The sequence below is a fragment of the Clostridioides sp. ES-W-0018-02 genome (assembly GCF_020658175.1).
Lineage (GTDB): Bacteria > Bacillota > Clostridia > Peptostreptococcales > Peptostreptococcaceae > Clostridioides.
Genome location: NZ_JACVVY010000006.1, coordinates 144,232 through 165,921, shown reverse-complemented (window position 1 = coordinate 165,921; position 21,690 = coordinate 144,232). Strand labels below are relative to the sequence as shown.

The 21,690-nt window shown below is 27.5% G+C and carries 19 protein-coding genes, 1 riboswitch and 1 other annotated feature; of the genes, 15 read left to right on the top strand and 4 right to left on the bottom strand.

The window, feature by feature from the left end; translation table 11 throughout:
* Positions 1-205: 205 nt before the first annotated feature.
* Positions 206-289, top strand: a riboswitch (cyclic di-GMP riboswitch).
* 577 nt (positions 290-866) lie between these two features.
* The 12 genes from IC219_RS14925 (at position 867) to rgaR (ending at position 15,797) form a co-directional block, all read left to right on the top strand.
* Positions 867-1,544, top strand: coding sequence for a response regulator transcription factor (locus tag IC219_RS14925; RefSeq protein WP_227433685.1), 678 nt, complete (start codon positions 867-869; stop codon positions 1,542-1,544).
* Positions 1,545-1,622: 78 nt separating this feature from the next.
* Complete coding sequence (locus IC219_RS14920) at positions 1,623-3,638, top strand: sensor histidine kinase (protein WP_227831775.1); 2,016 nt, start codon at positions 1,623-1,625, stop codon at positions 3,636-3,638.
* Positions 3,639-3,687: 49 nt separating this feature from the next.
* The gene (locus IC219_RS14915) at positions 3,688-4,368 is read left to right on the top strand and encodes a response regulator transcription factor (protein WP_227433687.1); all 681 of its coding nucleotides are present in this window, start codon (positions 3,688-3,690) and stop codon (positions 4,366-4,368) included.
* 340 nt (positions 4,369-4,708) lie between these two features.
* Positions 4,709-5,626, top strand: coding sequence for a phosphate ABC transporter permease subunit PstC (gene pstC / locus IC219_RS14910; RefSeq protein ID WP_227831776.1), 918 nt, complete (start codon positions 4,709-4,711; stop codon positions 5,624-5,626).
* A 1-nt stretch (position 5,627) separates the two neighbouring features.
* Positions 5,628-6,452, top strand: coding sequence for a phosphate ABC transporter permease PstA (gene pstA / locus IC219_RS14905; protein ID WP_227433689.1), 825 nt, complete (start codon positions 5,628-5,630; stop codon positions 6,450-6,452).
* An 18-nt stretch (positions 6,453-6,470) separates the two neighbouring features.
* Positions 6,471-7,235: a phosphate ABC transporter ATP-binding protein PstB gene (gene pstB, locus IC219_RS14900; RefSeq protein ID WP_227433690.1), complete on the top strand. Its 765-nt coding sequence runs from the start codon at positions 6,471-6,473 to the stop codon at positions 7,233-7,235.
* A 27-nt stretch (positions 7,236-7,262) separates the two neighbouring features.
* Complete coding sequence (gene phoU, locus IC219_RS14895) at positions 7,263-7,916, top strand: phosphate signaling complex protein PhoU (RefSeq protein ID WP_227433691.1); 654 nt, start codon at positions 7,263-7,265, stop codon at positions 7,914-7,916.
* Positions 7,917-8,072: 156 nt separating this feature from the next.
* On the top strand, positions 8,073-8,945 hold the full coding sequence (locus IC219_RS14890) for an FUSC family protein (protein ID WP_227433692.1): 873 nt from the start codon (positions 8,073-8,075) through the stop codon (positions 8,943-8,945).
* Positions 8,946-9,028: 83 nt separating this feature from the next.
* Entirely contained in the window at positions 9,029-10,465 is a 1,437-nt protein-coding gene (locus IC219_RS14885; protein ID WP_227433693.1) for a [Fe-Fe] hydrogenase large subunit C-terminal domain-containing protein, read from the top strand.
* Between the two features lie 47 nt (positions 10,466-10,512).
* Positions 10,513-11,340: a polysaccharide deacetylase family protein gene (locus tag IC219_RS14880; RefSeq protein ID WP_227433694.1), complete on the top strand. Its 828-nt coding sequence runs from the start codon at positions 10,513-10,515 to the stop codon at positions 11,338-11,340.
* A 319-nt stretch (positions 11,341-11,659) separates the two neighbouring features.
* Positions 11,660-11,924 (top strand) — a binding site (T-box leader).
* Positions 11,925-12,000: 76 nt separating this feature from the next.
* On the top strand, positions 12,001-14,667 hold the full coding sequence (locus IC219_RS14875) for a valine--tRNA ligase (RefSeq protein ID WP_227831777.1): 2,667 nt from the start codon (positions 12,001-12,003) through the stop codon (positions 14,665-14,667).
* 419 nt (positions 14,668-15,086) lie between these two features.
* Positions 15,087-15,797: a two-component system response regulator RgaR gene (gene rgaR / locus IC219_RS14870; RefSeq protein WP_227433696.1), complete on the top strand. Its 711-nt coding sequence runs from the start codon at positions 15,087-15,089 to the stop codon at positions 15,795-15,797.
* A 256-nt stretch (positions 15,798-16,053) separates the two neighbouring features.
* Here the strand turns inward: rgaR and IC219_RS14865 are convergent, their stop codons facing one another.
* From IC219_RS14865 to IC219_RS14855, 3 genes are read right to left on the bottom strand one after another with little or no spacing between them, the layout of a single operon-like run.
* Entirely contained in the window at positions 16,054-16,377 is a 324-nt protein-coding gene (locus tag IC219_RS14865; protein WP_227433697.1) for an AzlD domain-containing protein, read from the bottom strand.
* Positions 16,370-16,633, bottom strand: coding sequence for a hypothetical protein (locus IC219_RS14860; RefSeq protein WP_227831778.1), 264 nt, complete (start codon positions 16,631-16,633; stop codon positions 16,370-16,372). Before IC219_RS14860 ends, IC219_RS14865 begins: the two co-directional genes overlap by 8 nt.
* A 3-nt stretch (positions 16,634-16,636) precedes the next feature.
* On the bottom strand, positions 16,637-17,083 hold the full coding sequence (locus IC219_RS14855) for an AzlC family ABC transporter permease (protein WP_227831779.1): 447 nt from the start codon (positions 17,081-17,083) through the stop codon (positions 16,637-16,639).
* A 739-nt stretch (positions 17,084-17,822) separates the two neighbouring features.
* Between IC219_RS14855 and IC219_RS14850 the strand changes: the two genes are divergently transcribed.
* Both IC219_RS14850 and IC219_RS14845 read left to right on the top strand, forming a co-directional pair.
* The gene (locus IC219_RS14850) at positions 17,823-18,845 is read left to right on the top strand and encodes a S8 family peptidase (protein ID WP_227831780.1); all 1,023 of its coding nucleotides are present in this window, start codon (positions 17,823-17,825) and stop codon (positions 18,843-18,845) included.
* 129 nt (positions 18,846-18,974) lie between these two features.
* Positions 18,975-20,273: a bifunctional folylpolyglutamate synthase/dihydrofolate synthase gene (locus IC219_RS14845; protein ID WP_227831781.1), complete on the top strand. Its 1,299-nt coding sequence runs from the start codon at positions 18,975-18,977 to the stop codon at positions 20,271-20,273.
* 154 nt (positions 20,274-20,427) lie between these two features.
* Here the strand turns inward: IC219_RS14845 and IC219_RS14840 are convergent, their stop codons facing one another.
* Complete coding sequence (locus tag IC219_RS14840) at positions 20,428-20,673, bottom strand: TIGR03905 family TSCPD domain-containing protein (RefSeq protein ID WP_227433701.1); 246 nt, start codon at positions 20,671-20,673, stop codon at positions 20,428-20,430.
* Between the two features lie 148 nt (positions 20,674-20,821).
* Here IC219_RS14840 and IC219_RS14835 point away from each other — a divergent pair, with 148 nt between their 5' ends.
* Positions 20,822-21,688, top strand: a complete 867-nt coding sequence (locus IC219_RS14835) for a YncE family protein (protein ID WP_227433702.1) — start codon at positions 20,822-20,824, stop codon at positions 21,686-21,688.
* Positions 21,689-21,690 lie beyond the last annotated feature (2 nt).

Genomic DNA, 21,690 nt, shown 5'->3' with positions numbered 1-21,690 from the left:
ACCCTGCAAAGTCAGCTTATAAAAATGCTACTATAACTTGCAGGGTATTGTCTATTATTGATGATAGAAATATAAACATTTTTAAATAAAAAATATATATAGTTAGTACATTATATTTAAAAAATATGTAAATATTGACAAGATAATATTACAATGTTAGAATAGAAATGAAATTTATCAGAACAATTTAAACAAGTTTAATGAAAATATTTTAGAAACTGAGAAGTATATCTTATTATTGGGCATCTAGAGGTATATGGAGTTAGTGGTGCAACCGGCTATGAATATAATTTTATATTACATAGCCTTTTTTTTGTTTTAAATTTAACATAGTTGATATGAAATTTGAAAATTATAAGCTTTAATAACTTTACTTATATATATAAATGGCTATATTTAGCCAAAGTAGCCCTTTGTTGGAAAAGGGAAATTTTTTAAAAAATATAATGCAATTATAACGAAGATATAATAATTTTATAATCAATTAAAATACATAATATAATTTTTTTATAACAATGTACTTACCAAAATAATACAATTTATTTTATATTATAACCATATAAATCGTATAAATCAATACTCAAACTGGCTAATGGACAAGTTTCTATAAATATCGTATATATATGAGATATAATGATTTTAAGTTCCATTTTCCAACAATCGGAGACTTTGATTAGTATTTAATAATGAATGCTTAATATTTAAGACAATGTTCAAGAATTATTCAAAAATACTTAAGTTTTATAGTCTAGTTTGTAAAGATATTATAAAATAATAATATTAGTTAGATAAGAGGTAAAACATTATAATTTGTAATACTTATAACTTTAGATTATGATTAAAATATTTTTGAATGGAGTGGTGTAATGTATAACTTATTAGTTGTAGATGATGATGTTGATATTTTAAACATAAATCAAATTTATTTTTCTAACATAGGTTTTAACGTATACACAGCAGAGACTGCTAAACGTGCAATGAAGATAGTAGAAAGTATAGTTTTAGACTGTATAATACTAGATATTGCACTACCAGATTCAGATGGATATAAAATATGTAATGCTATAAAAGAAAAGGTTAACATACCTATAATATTTTTATCTAATTACGAACATGAAGAGGAAAGAGTTCAAGGTTTTTTATCTGGAGGAGATGATTATATAACAAAGCCATATAGCTTAAAAGAACTTGAACTTAGAATCTATGCTCGGATGAGGCAATATAAAAACATTACATCAGTTCCTAATGTGTTAAAGTTTTCATCCCTAGTAATAAATGTAAATTCAAGAAAAGTAACCTTTGATGAAAAGGGTATTGACTTAACCACCATGGAGTTTGAAATACTATTATTTTTAGCTGAAAATAAAGAACAAGTATTTTCAAAAATAGAGATATATAATCAAGTTTGGAAAATGCCTGATGTTGGAGATCAACATACTGTACAAGTTCATATTGCACAGATGAGGAAAAAAATTAATTCTTTAAGCAGAGAGCATCAATATATTCAAACCGTGTGGGGTAAAGGATATAAGTTTGTACCATAAGCAAGATAATGTAAGCAATAAATAGTTCTTATTTTATCATTTAATATTACTACAAAAGAAAGAGATGTGGTTAATGCAATGAAAAAGTCTAATGTACTAAAAGGAACTCTCATTGTATTGATAGTCTCTCTGTTGGCAATAATAGGATTAAATTTTCTTTATAAATATGATAATAAATATACATATAAGTCTATTAGAGCAAGTGATGGAATTTTAACTATAGATGAGGATACTTTTTCTAAAAATAAACTTGTTTTTATAATAGATGATTGGGAATTTTATAACCATAAGATATTTAAGCCAAAAGATTTTAGAGAGAAAGATATAAAACCAGAATATATTTTTATAGGACAATATCCAGATTTTTCCATGAGAAAAGAAAAACAATCGCCATATGGAAATGCAACTTATCGCATGAGGATAAAAAATGAAGGTAAAGACAAAGTACTAAGCCTAGAACTTCCAGAAATCTTTTGTTCAAGTGAAGTTTGGATAAATGGTGAAATAGTCTCTAAGTTAGGAGATATAGGTACAGAAAGATATAGACCCAAAATTAAAAACACAGTAGTAAGTTTTGTTGCAAAGAAAGATACAGAAATTATAATCAATGTGTCCAATTTCTCACATTATTATAGCGGTTTGTATTATCCACCTGCATTAGGAAAAACAAAAGATGTAAGTAATATGATATTTTATAGATTAGTTTTTTATAGTGTTATTTGTTTTACAACTATTGCAATAGCTATATTTTCTCTAGCTGTTTGGGTACTTTCAAAACAAAGCAAGCTATATTTATACTTTGGATGTATGTGTATTTTTTTTGCTATACACGTGTCATATCCTTTTATACATTTAATGGGGCTTCCTTTAGTGAACTTTACATATGCAGTTGAAGATTCATCATACTTTATAGCAGTTTTATGTATTATTTGTATAAATGGAAATATATCCAAAATTGAAAGAAATAAAGTATATAGATTTTTAATTTTACCATTAGGAATTACTATGTGTATCATATCCATTGTGATACCAGTTATTCTTCTTCCATATGATATATACTTTGTTAATATCTATGGAAAATTAATAGACATATATAAATATGTTGTATTTATTTATATATTGATGTCTTCAATAGTTTCAATTTATAAAAAAACATACTTTGAGCAATTAAGCTCCTATATTTTAGTTTCAGCAAACATAGTGTTTGGTGTCAGTATATTATTTGATGTAGTGACTAGTAATAGGTTTGAACCTATATTTACAGGATGGCAAACAGAATACTGTGGTTTTTTAATAGTTATTTTGTTTTCTATTATGATGATAAATAGAAATAGAATAATAATAAAAGAAAATGAAAAACTCACACAAAATCTTGAGCATGAAGTTGAAGTAAGAACTAATGAACTTACAACACTATTAAATGAACGTAAAAAATTCTTGGCAGATGTAGCACATGATTTAAAGGCACCTGTTTCAGCTATACAGGCATTTATAGATTTAATAAAGGTGGGGAATATTCATGTAGATGAGGAGACAAGAACCTATCTTTATGCAATAAACCAAAAATCAAATGAAGTTCAAAATAGAGTACGTAGTTTACAAGAATTTACATTACAAGATAAAAAAATTGGTCTTAGTGAAAAAATATGTCTGAATGATTTTATTAAAGAGGTATATGAAAATAATTTACCAGATACACAAGCATGTGGTGTAAATTTTGAAGTTTATATATTAGATAAAAAAATATATGCAAAAGTAAATAAAGAAAGATTGGCTAGAGCATTTGAAAATTTAATTTATAATGCTTTGAGCTTTACTTCATTTGATGGGAAAATAATTTTGTCAGTGAATAAAGAAGATGGATTTGCAATTATTAAAATTTCTGATAATGGTAAAGGTATACCAGCAGAAAATATACCAAAGATATTTGACCGATTCTTTACAGAAAGGGACAATAGTACTTCAAAAGGTCAAGGGTTAGGATTATATATTGTTAAATCCATTATAAGAGAGCATGATGGAGAGATTTTTGTAGATTCAGAGTTGGGAAAAGGAACTGTTTTTACAATAAAATTAAGTTTATGTTTTTTATAATAAATAGTTATTTAATATAAAAGAATAATGATATTTAGGAGTGATTATAATGCAAACTAAGATATTAATAATAGATGGAGACAAGAATAATTGCCAGGAATTAAAAAATTTCTTGGAGCAAAAAGGAATAAATGTAGATTTGGCGTATAATTGTGAAGAAGCTATTGGAAAAATATTTAGCAATAAATACGATTTGATATTTTTAGAAATAATCTTAACTGATGGTGATGGATGGACTTTATGTAAAAAGATTAGAAATGTAACTACGTGTCCGATTGTTTATATGACTTATATAAATGAAGACCAAAGTATTTTAAATGCTTTAAATTCTGGTGGTGATGATTATTTAATCAAACCTTTAAATTTGGAAATACTATATGCAAAGGTAAAAGCAATTTTAAGAAGAGTAAATTCATATATAAATAACAATGAAAGCAATACAAGATTAGAAGAATACAATAGAACAAGTGGAGTAATAAAATTAGAAGATAAAATAATAAAATTAACTCCAACAGAAAATAAGTTGTTGAACTATTTTATAGAGAATCCAGAAAAGACCTTAACTACCAAAGAGATATATGAACATGTATGGTTAAATGATTATCTAGAGGATAATTATAGTGTAGTAGTTGCAGTGAACGGACTGAGAAAGAAAATAGAGAAAGATTACAAAAATCCTCAAAAAATCATAACAATAAGAGGAGCAGGGTATTACTTTAATAAGGAATAATAAATATATAGATTATAAAAGGTTAAATCTAGTTAACAAATTTTAATAGCAGATATAAATAATAAATTACGTGTAGTACGTATTATTACTTATATCTGCTATTTTATTGTTGCCAAATATAGTTAAATTGTAAAGTAAATGTCAAATATAGTCCAAAAAGTAAAATTAATGTTAAAAAAGTGAATATAATTTTACACTTGTTTAACTTAAACCTAATATAGATTTAACTTAAAAAAAGTAGAATAAAAATATAGAAAATTTAATAATGACGAACTTATAAAAATTTAAATTTTAAATACAGAACGAAAATAAATAGGTATATTTTAAATGGGAGGATATTATGATAGTAAAATCTAGGTTAGTAGGTTTAGAAAAAAATGACAATAATGGAAATAAGACTAAATATATAGTTGAAAAAGTAGCAAAAAATATATTTCTATTAAGTGCTTTAGTAGCAGTCGCAAGTTTACTTTTGATAATAGGATTTGTATTTTATAAAGGGTTAAGACCTTTTATATTTGAGGGATACTCATTTATAGATTTTTTAACAGGTGCGGATTGGGTTCCTTCAGCTAATAAGTTTGGAATATCATCTATGATAGCAGCATCAATAGTTGCTACAATTGGTGCACTTGTAATAGGAGTACCAATTGGAATATTAACATCTATATTTATAGCAGAAGTAGCACCTAAAAGATTAGCAAAAATAATGTCACCAGCAGTTGAACTTCTGGCAGGTATACCTTCAGTACTATATGGGGTGTTTGGCCTTGCAGTAATAGTTCCAATGATACAAAGTATATTTAATCTTCCAAAAGGACAGAGTTTATTAGCAATAATAATAGTATTAGCAGTAATGATGCTTCCAACAATAATATCTGTATCAGAAACAGCTATAAGAGCAGTACCAAAAGCATATAAAGAGGGTTCATTAGCACTTGGTGCATCAAAAATAGAAACAATATTTAAAGTTGTATTACCAGCTGCAAAGTCTGGAGTATTAGCAGCAGTAGTACTAGGCGTAGGAAGAGCTTTAGGAGAGACAATGGCAGTAATACTTGTTGCAGGAAATTCACCAGTTATGCCAACTTCTATAACAGATAGTGTAAGACCACTTACAACTAATATAGCACTTGAAATGGGATATGCATTTGGGACACATCAAGAAATGTTATTTGCAACTGGAGTAGTATTGTTTACATTTATATTAATTTTAAACTTAGTTTTAAATAAACTTTCAAATAAGGCGGTAAATTAAGATGAGAAAGTTCAGAGAGAATATATTGAAATTATTAGTATATCTATCAGCATTATTTACAATAGTATCACTAGTAGTTATAGTAGGATTTATATTTATAAAGGGAATCGGAAATATGAATTTTAACTTCTTATTTAGTAATTATTCAGCATCAGGTGATGGTGGTATATTCCCAATGATAATTACAACATTATATACTGTATTGGTTTCTATAATTGTAGCAACACCAATAGGAATCTTAGCAGCTATATATTTACAAGAATATGCTAAAAAAGGAAAAGCAGTTACAGCTATAAGGTTTGCCACTGAAAGTTTGTCAGGAATACCATCTATAGTTTATGGATTATTTGGAGGAATTTTCTTTGTAGTTACCTTAAAAATGGGATATTCAATAGTTGCAGGGTCACTTACAGTTGCAATAATAATATTACCAGTAATAATTCGTACAACAGAAGAAGCTTTAAAGACAGTTCCTCAATCATATAGGGAATCATCTCTAGCATTAGGAGCTACTAAATTTCAAACTTTATATAAAGTAGTACTTCCAAGTGCAGTACCAGGAATTTTGTCAGGAGTAATATTGTCAGTTGGTCGTATAATTGGAGAATCAGCTGCTATACTACTTACAGCAGGTACTGTAGCTAAGATGCCAGGAGGAATATTTGATAGTGCAAGAACACTAACTGTACACTCATACTTATTAACTAAAGAGAGTGGAGACATAGCAACAGCAGCTAGTATAGGTATTGTTTTAATAGTAATTGTATTAGTATTAAATATGTTAGCAAGATTTGTTGCTAAGAAGTTAAATAAGGCTAATTATTAAATTTAAGAGGTGTGAATGATGGAATTAATCAATAAAATAAAAATGAGTGTAAAAGATTTGGATTTATTTTATGGTGACAAACAAGCTCTAAATAAAATAAATATGGATATAAAAGAAAATAAAGTTACTGCCTTAATAGGTCCATCTGGATGTGGAAAATCTACTTTTATAAGAACATTAAATAGAATGAATGACCTAATAGAAAATGTAACAATTACAGGGACTATTTCCGTTGATGGAGAAGATATCTATACTTCAGATGATGTTATAAACCTTCGTACAAAAGTAGGAATGGTATTTCAAAAACCCAATCCATTTCCTATGAGTATATATGATAATGTTGCATATGGACCTCGTACGCATGGGTTAAGAGATAAAAAGCAACTAGACAAGATAGTAGAAGAAAGTTTGAAGGGAGCAGCTATTTGGGAGGAAGTTAAAGATAGGCTTAAATCATCTGCATTAGGATTATCTGGAGGACAACAACAACGTATATGTATAGCGAGAGCAATTGCTATGAGACCAGAAGTTATACTTATGGATGAACCTACATCTGCTTTAGACCCAATTTCAACATTAAAAGTAGAAGAACTTATAGAAGATTTGAAAAAAGACTATACAATAGTCATAGTTACACATAATATGCAACAAGCTGCTCGTATATCAGATGAAACAGCTTTTTTCCTAAATGGAGAGGTTATAGAATTTAGTGATACAAAAACTATGTTTACTACTCCTGTGGATAAAAGAACAGAAGACTATATAACAGGTAGATTCGGTTAAAATATATAACTATAAAGGAGTTAGACAATGGTCAATAATAGTTTAGATATAAGTATTGATACTTTAAAAGAGCAGACAGTACTTATGATGGAAAAATGTGAAGAGGCAATAGAAAAGTCTGTAACTTGTATGATAGAAAAAGATTTAGAGGGTGCAAGAAAAGTAGTGGATGATGATGAAGAAATAAATAAATTGAGAGAAGAAATAAGAGATAAAAGTATAGAATTAATAGTGCTAAAACAACCAATGGCGAGAGACTTAAGATTTATTTATTCTTTGGGAAACATATCAATAGAATTAGAACGAATTGGAGATTATGCAGCGAATATAGCTAGAGAAATGTTGAAAATAGGTGGAGAAGCTTATATAAAAGAGTTGATAGATATACCTAAAATGGCAAAGGAATGTAAGAATATGATGTCTCAAACTAGAGAGGCTTTAATATCATTTGATGCAAGTATAGCTTATAATGTTGGGAGTAAAGATGACATTGTAGATGATTTATATGAGCAAGTACAAATTGATTGTTTAAAAATAATGCATGAAAATTCAAATACAATAGATCAAGGTGTAAAACTTTTACTTATAGGAAGATACCTTGAACGAATTGGAGACCATATAACAAATGTATGTGAAAAAATAATCTTTGCAATTGAAGGTAAAATGGTAGAGATAGGATAAAAAACTGCTTTATAGCAGTTTTTTTATTGTCTAAATTAAAAAGCAATTGTTAAAAAAATGCGATTAATGGGTAAATTTAAAAAATTGTGATATACTAGGAACATATTAAATATGAGGATGCGTATTTTATATAAGGTGCTTTTAGGAGGTGGAAATTTGAAACTTCAAAAGATGGGTATGAGGACTATAAAGACAGGAATTAGTGTAACTTTATGTATGCTTCTTGGTAATTATTTAGTTGAGAATATGTTTTATTCTCTAGTAGCATGTATAATTTCTGTTCAGGACACAGTGAAAGGTTCTTTAAAGACAGGAATCAATAGAGTAGAAGGTACTATTTTGGGTGGTATAATAGGATTTTTATTTGCTATCACCAAAGCAGGAGACCCATTTTTATGTGGTCTTGGTGTAATGTGTTCAATATATCTATGTAATCTGTTTAAAATAAAGTCAGTAGTTGTTGCCTGTGTCACTTTTCTAGCCATACATCTAGGTGTAGGAAACAATGACCCCGTATACTATTCTTTACACAGGGTATTAGATACATCTGTAGGAGTTTTATTTGGTGTACTCGTTAATTATTATGTTGCTAGACCAAACTACCTAAATAGTGTTATAGATGAGTTTAAAAAAATAGAAGAACTTTCAATGTTGCTTATTGAAGAAAAAATACTTAGAAAAGAAAATCTAGATGTAGAAAAATTTGAAGAAGAAGTAGAAAAATTGGAAGAAATATATTCAAAACTTATCGACGAGCTAGACTATAGTTTAAGTGAAACCAATATAGAAAAAATAGAAAATGCCTTAAGGATATGTAGAGAAATCCACTTTCACATGCAATCTATAGAGTTACTAGAAAATAAACTCTATTTAAAAGAGCATACATATAAATACCTTAAGAAAACATATGGTGTGGATGAACTGGATTGGAATGTAGATGAAGAAAAAAGTCCAGTGTTTAACTATCATTTAATGAAAATAATGCTTGAAATAGAATTATTGAAAAAATTAAATAAGTCATATCAATAATAGTCAATAAATAATAAATAAAAAATAGTATCTTTGTAAATATTAAACATATATAAGTTTAATTTACGGAGGTACTATTTTTTATGAATACTATAAATGATAATTCTAAAATATTAGAAAGATACAAAATGAAGCTTTTTGGAGAACTTGTAAAGGCAGTATGGAATGAGGATACAGAAGATATTGAAAACTTGCCTGAAAAAATTTTAAGTGAAGAGTTAAACGAAAATTTAGATAGTCATTTTGATAATCAATTTGACAAAGATACTATGGTGAATTTAATCAGGGTAACTATGGGATTGGATGTAACAGGAGATACAGATAAAAACCTAAAAGATGCATTGCACGAAGCTGTAAATTTGGATGAAGTAAAAAGACCAATAATATCTATAATATCAGATGCTTGTAAATATTGTGATGAAAATAATAAAGAAGATGAGTCATGCAATATAAGAAATAAGCATATTAATTGTAATGAGGAAGATACATGTAGTGCCTGTGGTGATTGTGTGTCAAGATGTAAATTAGGTGCGATATCAGATAAGATTGAATTCATACCAATGATAAAGCTATTAAAAGATATAAAGAGTCCCGTATATGCAATAGTCGCACCAGCTTTTGTAGGTCAATTTGGAAAAGATGTAAGTCCTGGTAAGTTAAGAACTGCATTAAAAAAGATAGGATTTGAAGATATGATAGAAGTTGCTTTAGCAGCAGATATGCTTACTGCAAAAGAAGCATATGACTATTATGAGCATATGAAAAAGGACGAAGAAGGATGCTTTATAACTAGTTGCTGTTGCCCTATTTGGGTTAGCTTAATACAAAATAGTTTTCCTCAAATATTAGATAAGGTATCACCATCTGTGTCACCTATGATTGCTTGTGGTAGAGCTGTAAAGATTTTAAATCCAGAGGCTAAAGTTGTATTTATAGGCCCTTGTATGGCAAAGAAGAAAGAAGCAATGTTGGAAGATATAAAGGATGCAGTTGATTTTGTACTTACGTTTAAAGAATTACAGGAAATATTTGATGCATTAGAACTAAATCCAGCAGTAATGGATGAAAGTAATAGAGTAGAAGCATCTCTTTCAGGTAGAGTTTATGCTAGAACAGGGGGTGTAAGTAAAGCAGTCAAATTATCAGTTAGAAGAATTGATAAAAACATAAAGTTTAAAGAAAAAGCATTTGAAGGAACAAAAGAATGTATGGATGGTCTGAAGAAAGTTTTAAATAAAGAGATAGAGGCTACTTTCATAGAAGGAATGGGCTGCGTAGGAGGTTGTGTGGGAGGTCCTAAGCGTATTTTAAGTGTAGAAGAAGGTACTAAGAATGTTGATGAATACAGTGAAAGTACAAATATGGAAACACCATTTGATAATTTAAATGTTCTACAATTTTTAACTTCTATGGGAATAAAGAGAGTAGAATCATTGGGAGAAAAAGAAGAAGAACAAGTAAAGAAAATATTTAGCAGAGACATAAAAAGTAATAAGAAGGACAATAAATATAAAAAATAATTTTTTTAGTTTGAGTTTATGTTTTTATAAAAAGGGAGATATGGGGGATGAAAATTAAAGATAATAAAACTGTTTTTCATGTAATTATACGTGTATTTCTTGTAGCTGTTTTAATTTTAACTGGGACATTATTAGAAGAAAAAATTAACAATGTTCCAGTTGAAAATCTCAATACAAAAGATAAAACTACATTAGAATTACTTTCTCAAAATAACACTTTAGGAGAAATTATATATAAAACATCTCAAGAAGAGAGGAAAGGACCAGGAGCTACATCTGAAAAAGTTGCATACATAACAATAGATGATGGACCATCAAAATATACAAATGCATTGCTCGATATTTTAAAAGAAAATGATGTCAAAGCGACATTTTTCATGCTTAATCAAAATATGAAAAACCACAAAGAAGAGGTGAAGAGAGTCTTAGAAGAACAAAATTCGATAGGATTTCATAGTGTAAGTCATGATATACATAAGTTGTATAAGAGTCCAGAAGTAACAGTTGGAGAATTTGACACATGTAATAAAACGCTACAGGATATAACTGGTCAAAGCTCAAAGTTAATAAGACTACCATATGGAAGTAAGCCATATATGCCAGAAGGTTCATACGATAAGCTTATGGCAAATAATTACCTAATTTGGGATTGGAATTTAGATACACAAGACTGGAAATCGTCCACAAGTCAAATAGTTAGTAATATTTTATATTATGGAAGAAAAAGAGATGAATTAGTAGTATTAATTCATGAAAAAGAACAAAGTGTAAATGCTTTAAATAATATGATAAGAATTTTAAAAGAGAGAGGATATACTATATTGCCAATTACAGAGAATGTTATGCCTAAAAACTTCTGGCAAGAAAACCTATAGTGAACTTTAAAAAATATAAAATAAAGCATTTATAAAATATAATACATAACTTAATTACATTTAAAATATTATAGTTAAAATGTCATATAGGAAAATAGCATATAAAGTGAAACTAACATAAAATTGATAAAATAGTAGTAAAAATGTCAATAAAGTAATAGAATAATTATTGACTATGTAAGACAAAATAATTTAAAAAATAGTATAGATTATAATAATTAGCATAGAATATAAAAAATGATAATTGGGAAAATTCAGAAAAAATAAAATAAAAATAATTGACAAAGAGAATAATATTTGTATATAATAATATATAATATTAAAGACTAAGAAGAAGAGGAGTAAGTAAATACTACTAAAAGAGAGGAAAATTCACTGGCTGTAAGATTTTCTAAGTATAAGGTTTGCTGAATGTAGCTTTGGAGTTTCTAAACTGAACTATTAGTAAGTTTAGACGGTTAGAATCGTTAAATTCTTTGAGAGTCAAAGTTATTAAGATTGTCATTAACTATTAATTTAATTATGTGTTGATGAATTTTTAATCTTTGGAATTAAGGTGGTAACGCGAGCTTTTCGTCCTTTTAAAAGAGGATGAAAGGCTCTTTTTTATTCCCAAAAATATTTAAAAAATTTATTTATAAAAATATAGGAGGCAATACAATGGAAAATACGAACTTATCAAAAACTTATAATCCTAAAGATTTTGAGGCTAGGCTATATAAAAAATGGATGGATGAAGGGTATTTTAAATCTAAACCAAACCCAGATAAAAAACCATTTACAATAATGATGCCGCCTCCAAATATAACAGGTCAATTGCACATGGGACATGCTCTTGACCATACTCTTCAAGATATACTTATTAGATGGAAACGTATGGATGGATATGAAGCTTTTTGGCTTCCAGGAACTGACCATGCTTCTATAGCAACTGAAGTTAAAGTTGTTGAAAGAATAAAAAAAGAAGAAGGTAAGACTAAATACGAAATAGGAAGAGAAGAATTTTTGAAGAGAGCTTGGGCATGGAGAGACGAATTTGGAGGAAAAATAGTTAATCAGCTTAAACAATTAGGAGATTCTTGTGATTGGGATAAAGAAAGATTTACTATGGATGAAGGTTGTAATGAAGCAGTTATAGAGTTCTTTGTAAACCTATATGAAAAAGGACATATATATAGAGGGAATAGAATAATAAACTGGTGTCCAGACTGTAAAACTACTTTATCAGATGCAGAAGTTGAGCATGAAGAGCAGGATGGAAACTTTTATCATATAAAATATCCATTAAAAGATAGTGAAGACTTCTTGGAAATAGCTACTACTAGACCTGAAACAATGATAGGGGATACTGGTATAGCTGTAAATCCAGAAGATGATAGATACAAACACTTAATAGGAAAAACAGCAATACTTCCATTAGTAGGAAGAGAACTTCCAATAGTTGCAGATAGTTATGTAGATTTAGAGTTTGGAACTGGTGCTGTTAAGATGACTCCAGCTCATGACCCTAACGATTTTGAAGTAGGTTTAAGACATAATCTTGAGCAATTAAATACAATGAATGAAGATGGAACTATGAACGAAGTTTGTGGAAAATATGAAGGTATGGATAGATTTGAGTGTAGAAAAGCCATCATAGCAGACTTAAAAGAACAAGGGTATCTAATCAAGATAAAAGAGCATAATCACAATGTAGGAACTTGTTATAGATGCCATACAGTAATTGAGCCTAGATTATCAGAGCAATGGTTTGTTAAGATGGAAGAACTTGCAAAACCAGCTATAGATATTCTTAAAAAAGGAGAATTAGAATTTGTTCCAGATAAATTTGATAAAACTTATTTACAATGGTTAGAAAATATAAGAGATTGGTGTATATCAAGACAATTATGGTGGGGTCATCAAATACCAGCTTACTATTGTCAAGAGTGTGGAGAAATAGTAGTTGCTAAAAAGATGCCAGATAAATGTCCTAAATGTGAAAGCACTCATTTTAAACAAGATGAAGACGCACTAGATACTTGGTTTAGTTCTGCATTATGGCCTTTCTCTACCCTAGGATGGCCAAATAAGACAGATGCATTAGATTATTATTATCCAACAAGTGTACTTGTTACAGGATACGATATAATATTCTTCTGGGTAGTTAGAATGGCATTTGCAGGTATGTTCTGTATGAATGAAAAGCCATTTGACCATGTACTAGTTCATGGCTTAGTAAGAGACTCTCAAGGTAGAAAAATGAGTAAATCTTTAGGAAATGGTATCGACCCATTAGAAATAATCGAGCAATATGGAGCTGATGCACTAAGATTTACATTAACAACTGGAAATTCCCCAGGAAATGATATGAGATTCTATATGGAAAGAGTAGAATTTGCTAGAAACTTTGCTAATAAATTGTGGAATGCATCAAGATTTGTATTTATGAATATTGATGAGGAGATAATTAAGAATATAAATAGAGAAAATGTAAAAGATAATTTAACTCTAGCTGACAAATGGATAATATCAAGAGCCAATAATATTGTAAAAGAAGCTACTAATAATATGGATAAATTTGATTTAGGGATAGCATTACAAAAGATATATGATTTTACTTGGTCAGAATACTGTGACTGGTATATTGAAATGGTAAAACCTAGATTATATGGAGACGATACAGATGCTAAGTCTGCTGCTTTATATACATTAACTTATGTACTTGAAAAAATATTAAAATTACTACATCCATATATGCCATTTATAACAGAGGAAATATACACTCATCTTCCTACTGTTGAAGGTTGTATAATAGTATCTGAATGGCCAAAATATAATGAAGAAGATAATATGGTTGATGAAGAAGAAATGATGAGTTTATTAATGGAAGGTATAAGAAGTATAAGAAATGTGAGAGCAGAAATGAATGTACCACCTTCTAAGAAGGCTAAATTAATAATAGTACCAAGTGAAGATAAGATAGAAACTATTGAACTTGGTAAGGATTATTTTATAACTTTAGCATCTGCTTCAACTGTTGAGATAGCAAAAGACAAATCAAATGTACCAGAAGATGCAGTTGGTGTAGTTATTGATGGTGTTGAAATATTCATACCTCTTAATGAATTAGTTGACTTTGAAAAAGAAATTGAAAGGCTATCTAAAGAAATGAAAAAGTTAGAGGGAGAGATAAAGAGAGTTAATGGAAAACTTGCAAATCAAGGATTCTTAGCAAAAGCTCCTGAAAGCTTAATAGAAGAAGAAAAAGCTAAAAAAGAAAAATTTGAAGAAATGATTAAATCTGTTGAGGAAAGATTAGCAAATTTAAAAACTAAAGTAAAATAAATGTGTGGGATAAAAACATACAAAGAGTACTAAATATGTATTCTTTGTATGTTTTTCTTTCTATGTAGATAAATATGATGTTATAATTTTTTAGAGATATGTGATATTTTTATCTTATTATGACTGTATTAATTTTATATTTTTGAACTTTATAATCAATAAAAAATTGATATATTATAATATTTAATATAGGATAATAAATACATGTTGCGTTTGTTTTCCTATATTTTTTATGTTGTATAGTTAAAAAAAAAGATAAATATGTCAAAAAATAAGTTTATATATCAAAAATAATTGTTATGAGTAATTTAATCGACAATTTAAATTTATATCAAAATTTAAATATAAAGCTAGTTAGATACAGTTTGTAAATTGAAATAAAGTAAACTAAATGATATTTTAGATTTGGAGGTGATATTATGTTTAGGGTAGTTATATGTGATGACGAGAAAATACAAAGAAGCATACTAAAAGAGTTTGCAGAAAAACTGTTGTCTGAAAGGTGTCTAAATTATCAAATATTGGAATTTTCCTGTGGAGAAGATTTACTCTCCAAATACCCAGAAAAAATTGACATTATATTTTTGGATATCCAAATGAAAGATATTAATGGAATCGAGGTGGCTAAAAAAATAAGAAAATTTGATGAAAAGGTAGAGATTATATTTACGACAGCTTTTTCAGAGTATGCCCCACAAGGTTATGAAGTTCGTGCTTATAGGTATTTAGTAAAACCTATAGAGTATAGTAATTTCGCAATGGGTGTAAATCTTTGTATTGACAACCTTCAAAGAAAGAAGGAGCGTTATATAGTTTTGTACAATAAAAAAGGATTTAACAGAATACTGATAGATTCTATTTTGTATGTTGAAACTGTAAAGAGAGATTTAGTTGTACATACATCAGGTAGAGATTATAAAGCTAATATGAGTATGAAACAAGCGGAAAAGTTATTGTGTGAAAATGGCTTTTTTAGATGTCATACAAGTTTCATTGTTAACTTGAGAAGAATAGAAGATATTGGTGACAATATGATTACTATTAATGAAAAATTTATACCTATTAGTAAGTACAGACTTAAAGATTTAAAAGCAACTTTAACAAGCTTGTTATGTGATATAATGTATTAATTTTGAAAAAGGTAAAGAAATATAGTAAAAAATATTTAATGTCATCACAAAGCTATTGATTCAAAGCTGTCTTAATGTAGAAGAAATTTTCTATATTAAGACAGTTTCTATTATGTAAAGTGGTAATTTAGTAGTTATCAATATTGTTTTATATGTAAGGTATCCCAATTATAATCTGTATTAATTTAATTTTTAAATATTAACCTCAATATAGTATATTTTATATTTTGTACTATATCATATGTTGTATATAGTATTATAATATAATTCCAAATAAAAATATGGATATTGCACCTACAGCTATTGATACTGCAATAGATTTAAATTTATAAGCTACTAATAGTACTATTATGCCTGAAATAATCTTAGGATTAGTAAATGAAAGGTATAGATTATCTCCATTAAAGAAAATATCTTTTGCTATTAGTGAACTAAGTATAGCAATAGGTATAAATTTCATGATATCTTTAATAGATTCAGGCATATCATTTTTTGAGAATATTATCATAGGTAAAATTCTTGGAATATAAGTAACAATTGCCATGCCTAAGATAACTATAATTATGTAGTTATTATTCATAGTTGCCTTCCTTTCTATGTGTTAATTTTTGAATATAAAAACCAAATAAAGCAGATAAAATAGATGCTATTATAATAACTAAACTATTCTTAAAGAAAGTATATAAAACTACTGATAATAATATAGAAAGTATAGAAACAAGTACATATATTTTATTTTTAATTTGATTAACTATTAGAGTAATGAACATAGCTGTCAGCAGAAAGCCAGCAACAGAATCGCTTATATGAACAATCTCTCCAAGAAATGCACCCAAAAATCAACTTACAGCCCATACTATTATACAAAGGTTATTTAAGTATAAAGCATGTGTATCAGTCCAATTTCCATAAGTATATTTTTCTAAGTTTATAGCAAATGTTTCATCTGTAACACCATGACAAAAATACATTAAAAATTTCATGTTCTTATTTTTTATGTGCATATGTAAGTTAGAACTCATTAGGAAGTTGCGAAGATTCAATATAAATGTAGTTAAAATTATTGAAGTAATACTTCCGTTTGAAGCGAGCATAGAAGCAGCTACAAATTGTGAGCTACCAGCAAATACTATAAATGACATAAACAATATATAGAAGGCTGGTAGACCTGATTTTTGAAGCATAATACCACAAATAAGTCCTAAGGGAATATATCCTAGAAATATTGGGATTGATGCTAGAAAGCTTTCCTTTAAGATTTCTCTTTTTGATATGTCTTTTTTCAAATACAATCACCCCTTAAAAATAATGAATATTTATAAAATTCTATAAATAATTGTTTCATTTTATTATAGCTATTTTAGCTAGTTATATCAATGATTAAGATGGTAGCCTGTAAGTATCAAAAAATTCACTTATAGTCTGTAGAACTTATGGTAATGATTTTATAAATAGTTTAATTCTATTAAAAGATTTCCTTTTATGCAATTTATTTATTGAAATATGATATAATGTATAGATATATGGTATTATTTAACATGCAAGAGAAATTTTATTTGATTGGATTTTTTAGATACTAACAAAATATAGTTTTTTAATATTACTTACGGATATTAATTTTTAGAATAGTGCTTAAATGGGTTGTACAACATATAAAGATAATTATTCCCCTAGATAAATAGAATTAAGATATATAACATTTAAATTACAAAATATGAAACATAATTAATTGTGAATAATAAATAATAAAATATACAAGGGGATTGTCTAATAAAAAAGACAGTCCCCTTTTTACAAATAATTCTAAAATGTGATATAAATCTAAAAATTTTATCGTAATATTTAACAATTTAATGACAATAATTGATATAATTAAGATGAATTAAGTATATAGTGTACTTATTTTACGTTTTTAGCAACAAATATAGCATTTAAAAGATAAATTGTGCCACATAAATTAAAGTTTAAGATGAACTATTAATGTAGATATATTAAAAACTTTTAGTAATGGAGAATATATGTGATATGAATAATAAAGTTAAGGTTGCAGTATTAGATACAGGAATAGATAAAGAACATGATTACTTAAAAGATAACTTAGTTGGAGGAATTGCTTTTGAATGTATGCATGACTATATCTTTATATCAGACAAATTTGATGATGAGGATGGTCATGGAACTGCTTGTGCATCAATAATAAAAAAGGAGTATGAAGATGTAGAACTATTTGTGATAAAAGTTTTAGGTAAAGATAGTATTGCAAATATAAAGGTTCTTGAAGAGGCATTAAAATACCTTTTGGATACTAATATAAGACTGATTAACTTAAGTTTATCAGTTATAGGTGTAGAAAGTGTTAAAGGTTTATTTGAAGTTTGCTATGAATTGTTTAGAAAAGGAAAGATAATAGTATGTTCCTTAGCCAATAACTTTGACTTGAGTTATCCAGCTATGTTTAACAATGTTATAGGTGTAAGGGCTTCTACTTTAGATATAGAGAATTCTTTTTGGTACAATAAAAAATATGATGTTCAATGTGTTATGGATAGTAATTCATATATAAGTTGTGATATAAATAATTCTTTCAGATTGCCACCAAAATGTAATAGTTATGTAGCTGCAAAATTTACTGGGAAAATAGCTAAAATATTGTCAGAAGAACCAAACATAACAGTATCTGCGTTAAATAAAAAACTTGAGTCTCTAGCAACCAAAAATTGTTGGAGTAGTCGTGATTTAGATAAGTATAGTAGGATTCCAGATTTTAAAGTGGATTTATATGATAAGGAAAATGCTCTGCTTATGGAAGTTGCGGATGTTATTAGAGAGTGTTTAAATACTGAAGCTGAGAATGAAAAATTATTTCAATGTAGTCTTTTTAATAAAGAGATAGGATTAGTTTATGATAATTGTTTTAATCTATTAGAAAAATTAGAGAAAAGATTTGATTTGAAATTTAATTATATGGATATATCAAAATATGACTTAGTTTCAATATATACATTAACTGAATTAGTAGAAAGATATAAAAATACAAAAAATAAATAAAAATTTATTAACTAAATTTAATGTAGAAGGTGTTAGATTATATGTATTCTTTGTCAGTAGATTAAAAGTTAAAAATATACTATAATTAGATAACATAAAATAAAATGCCAATACAGGGGGAATTAGATAATGAAATATGAAGAAGCATTAGAATATATATCACAAACCAATAAGTTTGGTATAAGATTAGGGTTAGAGAATATTGGAAAATTATTAGAACTGTTGGGAAATCCACAAGAAACTTTAAATATAATACATGTAGCTGGAACTAATGGAAAAGGTTCAGTGTGTTCTTTTATTTCTAATATATTAAGAGAAAGTGGATATAAGGTCGGCTTATACACATCTCCATATCTAGAAACTTTTACTGAGCGTATAAGAGTAAATGGAGAGAATATACCACAAGAAGATGTTGCTAGAATAATTGGTTTAATAAAAGAAAAGATAGAAGTCATGGTAAGCCAAGGTTATGCATATCCAACTGAATTTGAAGTGGTTACTGCAATGGCATTTTATTACTATTCCGAGCAGAAAGTAGATTTTGTAGCTTTAGAAGTTGGATTAGGTGGAAGATATGATGCTACAAATATAATAACAAAATCACTTGTAAGTGTAATAACATCTATAAGTTTAGACCATACAGGAATACTTGGAGATACAATAGAAAAAATAGCATATGAAAAAGCTGGTATAATAAAGGAAAATGGAATAGTACTTGTATATGACCAGACTGATGAAGCAAAGGATGTTATAAAGTCAGTTTGCAAAGAAAAAAATGCAAAATACATAGAAGTTAATTTTGATGATATAAATATAAAAAAATCAAACATAAACTCTCAAATATATGACTGTAATATAATGGGAGAAACTTATAAGAATCTTGAAATAATGTTGATAGGTGAACATCAAATAAATAATTCTATATTGGCAATGAGTGTACTAAAATATCTAAAAGATATAAAAAAATTAGATAATATAAGTGAAGAATCTATAAGAAAAGGTCTTATAACTACTAAATGGCCAGGAAGAATAGAAAAGATAAAAGAAAGTCCAATATTTATAATAGATGGAGCACATAACGAAGATGGAGCAAAATCTTTAGCAAAAGCACTTGATAAACATTTTAAAGACAAAAAACTAACTTTATTAATAGGCATGTTGGAAGATAAAGATATTGATGGTGTCTTGGACATACTAATGCCTAAATTTAGCAAAGTAGTGACAACAACTCCTAATAATCCAAGAGCTATAAATTCAGATATATTAAAAGAAAAAATATTAAAATATGTAAGTGATGTAACATCAAAGCATGAAATAGAAGATGCAGTTAATTATACATTGGAAACATCAAACAAAGATGATATTATAATAAGTGCAGGTTCTTTATATATGATAGGCACAGTTAGAACTTTGGTAAAGAAATTATAATCTTATAAAATAAATACATAGATATAAATATATGGATATAAATATATGGATATAAATAAAAGATATATAAAGAGGAGTTGGCTAAAATAATAGACAACTCCTTTTTTAATGAAATCAGTTTTTAGATTAGCGTATCACTATATATTAGTAATATCTATATAGATTGACGAATAGCTTTAGATAATTGGTCTGGGCAAGAAGTACCCTTACCTCCACAATCAATACCATTTAATTTATCAGCAATTTCAAGAGCATTTTGACCAATTATTAAACTCTTAAGCCCTAATAAATTTCCATTACATCCGCCTATAAACTCAGCATCAACAATCACATTATTTTCATCAACTTCAAAAAACATCTCTCTACAACAAACACCACTTGGGTTAAAAGTAACCTTCATAAAAAAGACCTCCATTAATTATTATTTCATTGTGTCAACATCAATAATAATACCAAATATATGTATAATAATGCAACTATAAAGCATAATACAAGCTAATAAAATAATATATTATTGTAGTATATGTATTGTAGAGAGGAGGGGTTATGTGAAAATCTATATTTCTAACTACCTATCAAAGAGCATTAGTATAGTTGATTATTCTACACTTGAACTAGAAAAAGAAATAGTATTAGAGGATAATATATATCCACATCATTTTTGCATAGAAAAGGAAAAAAATTTGATATACATACCTAGTTCGAGCAATGGAATACTATATGTTTTAGACTTAAGTAATGATAAAATAATTGATACTGTTTCTATAGGAGGAAGTCTTAGTCAAGTTATGCTTAGTGATAATGAGCTATTTGTAGCAAATGAAGATTCAAATAGCATATATGTGTTGGATAAAAATACATTAAATCCAATAGGAATCATTGGTGTTGATAATATGCCACATGGATTTGATTTTGACAGAGAGAGTAAAAAGTTATATGTACCATGTATAAATTCGATAGTATGTATAGACACAATAAATAAAAGTATACAAAAGAAAATCAATATGGACTTTAGAGCATGGCATATAGCACTTGATAAACAAAAGAAAGAAATGTATATATCAACACTTGATGGAAAGCTTGTAATAGTTGATGAAGTAAGTATGGATATAAAAAAGGTATTATATGAATTCTTATTGCCAGTAGAAATAAGGTTTAATTATAGTGGGAAAAAAGTTTATGTTGCTGACTTGGGTTATAATAATGTAAGAATTTTGGATTATACAACAAGTAAATATATTGGAAATATTGAAATAGATGGAATTCCTCAGGGATTAGAAATATCTAAAGATGAAAAGTTATTATTTGTATCAGATACTCAAGAAAACTCAGTTAAAGTATATGAAACTGCAAATAATAAATTAATAAAAGTAATCAAGGTAGGAAAAGAGCCTACAACTATAGTTTGTTTGTAGGC

Excerpts from the sequence above, each read along its gene's own strand:
- IC219_RS14850 (WP_227831780.1), top strand. The coding sequence starts at position 17,823 with ATGAATAATAAAGTTAAGGTTGCAGTATTAGATACAGGAATAGATAAA.
- IC219_RS14845 (WP_227831781.1), top strand. The coding sequence starts at position 18,975 with ATGAAATATGAAGAAGCATTAGAATATATATCACAAACCAATAAGTTT.
- IC219_RS14840 (WP_227433701.1), bottom strand. The coding sequence starts at position 20,673 with ATGAAGGTTACTTTTAACCCAAGTGGTGTTTGTTGTAGAGAGATGTTT.
- IC219_RS14915 (WP_227433687.1), top strand. The coding sequence starts at position 3,688 with ATGCAAACTAAGATATTAATAATAGATGGAGACAAGAATAATTGCCAG.
- phoU (WP_227433691.1), top strand. The coding sequence starts at position 7,263 with ATGGTCAATAATAGTTTAGATATAAGTATTGATACTTTAAAAGAGCAG.
- rgaR (WP_227433696.1), top strand. The coding sequence starts at position 15,087 with ATGTTTAGGGTAGTTATATGTGATGACGAGAAAATACAAAGAAGCATA.
- IC219_RS14865 (WP_227433697.1), bottom strand. The coding sequence starts at position 16,377 with ATGAATAATAACTACATAATTATAGTTATCTTAGGCATGGCAATTGTT.
- IC219_RS14875 (WP_227831777.1), top strand. The coding sequence starts at position 12,001 with ATGGAAAATACGAACTTATCAAAAACTTATAATCCTAAAGATTTTGAG.
- IC219_RS14925 (WP_227433685.1), top strand. The coding sequence starts at position 867 with ATGTATAACTTATTAGTTGTAGATGATGATGTTGATATTTTAAACATA.
- pstB (WP_227433690.1), top strand. The coding sequence starts at position 6,471 with ATGGAATTAATCAATAAAATAAAAATGAGTGTAAAAGATTTGGATTTA.
- IC219_RS14885 (WP_227433693.1), top strand. The coding sequence starts at position 9,029 with ATGAATACTATAAATGATAATTCTAAAATATTAGAAAGATACAAAATG.
- IC219_RS14880 (WP_227433694.1), top strand. The coding sequence starts at position 10,513 with ATGAAAATTAAAGATAATAAAACTGTTTTTCATGTAATTATACGTGTA.
- pstC (WP_227831776.1), top strand. The coding sequence starts at position 4,709 with ATGATAGTAAAATCTAGGTTAGTAGGTTTAGAAAAAAATGACAATAAT.
- IC219_RS14920 (WP_227831775.1), top strand. The coding sequence starts at position 1,623 with ATGAAAAAGTCTAATGTACTAAAAGGAACTCTCATTGTATTGATAGTC.
- pstA (WP_227433689.1), top strand. The coding sequence starts at position 5,628 with ATGAGAAAGTTCAGAGAGAATATATTGAAATTATTAGTATATCTATCA.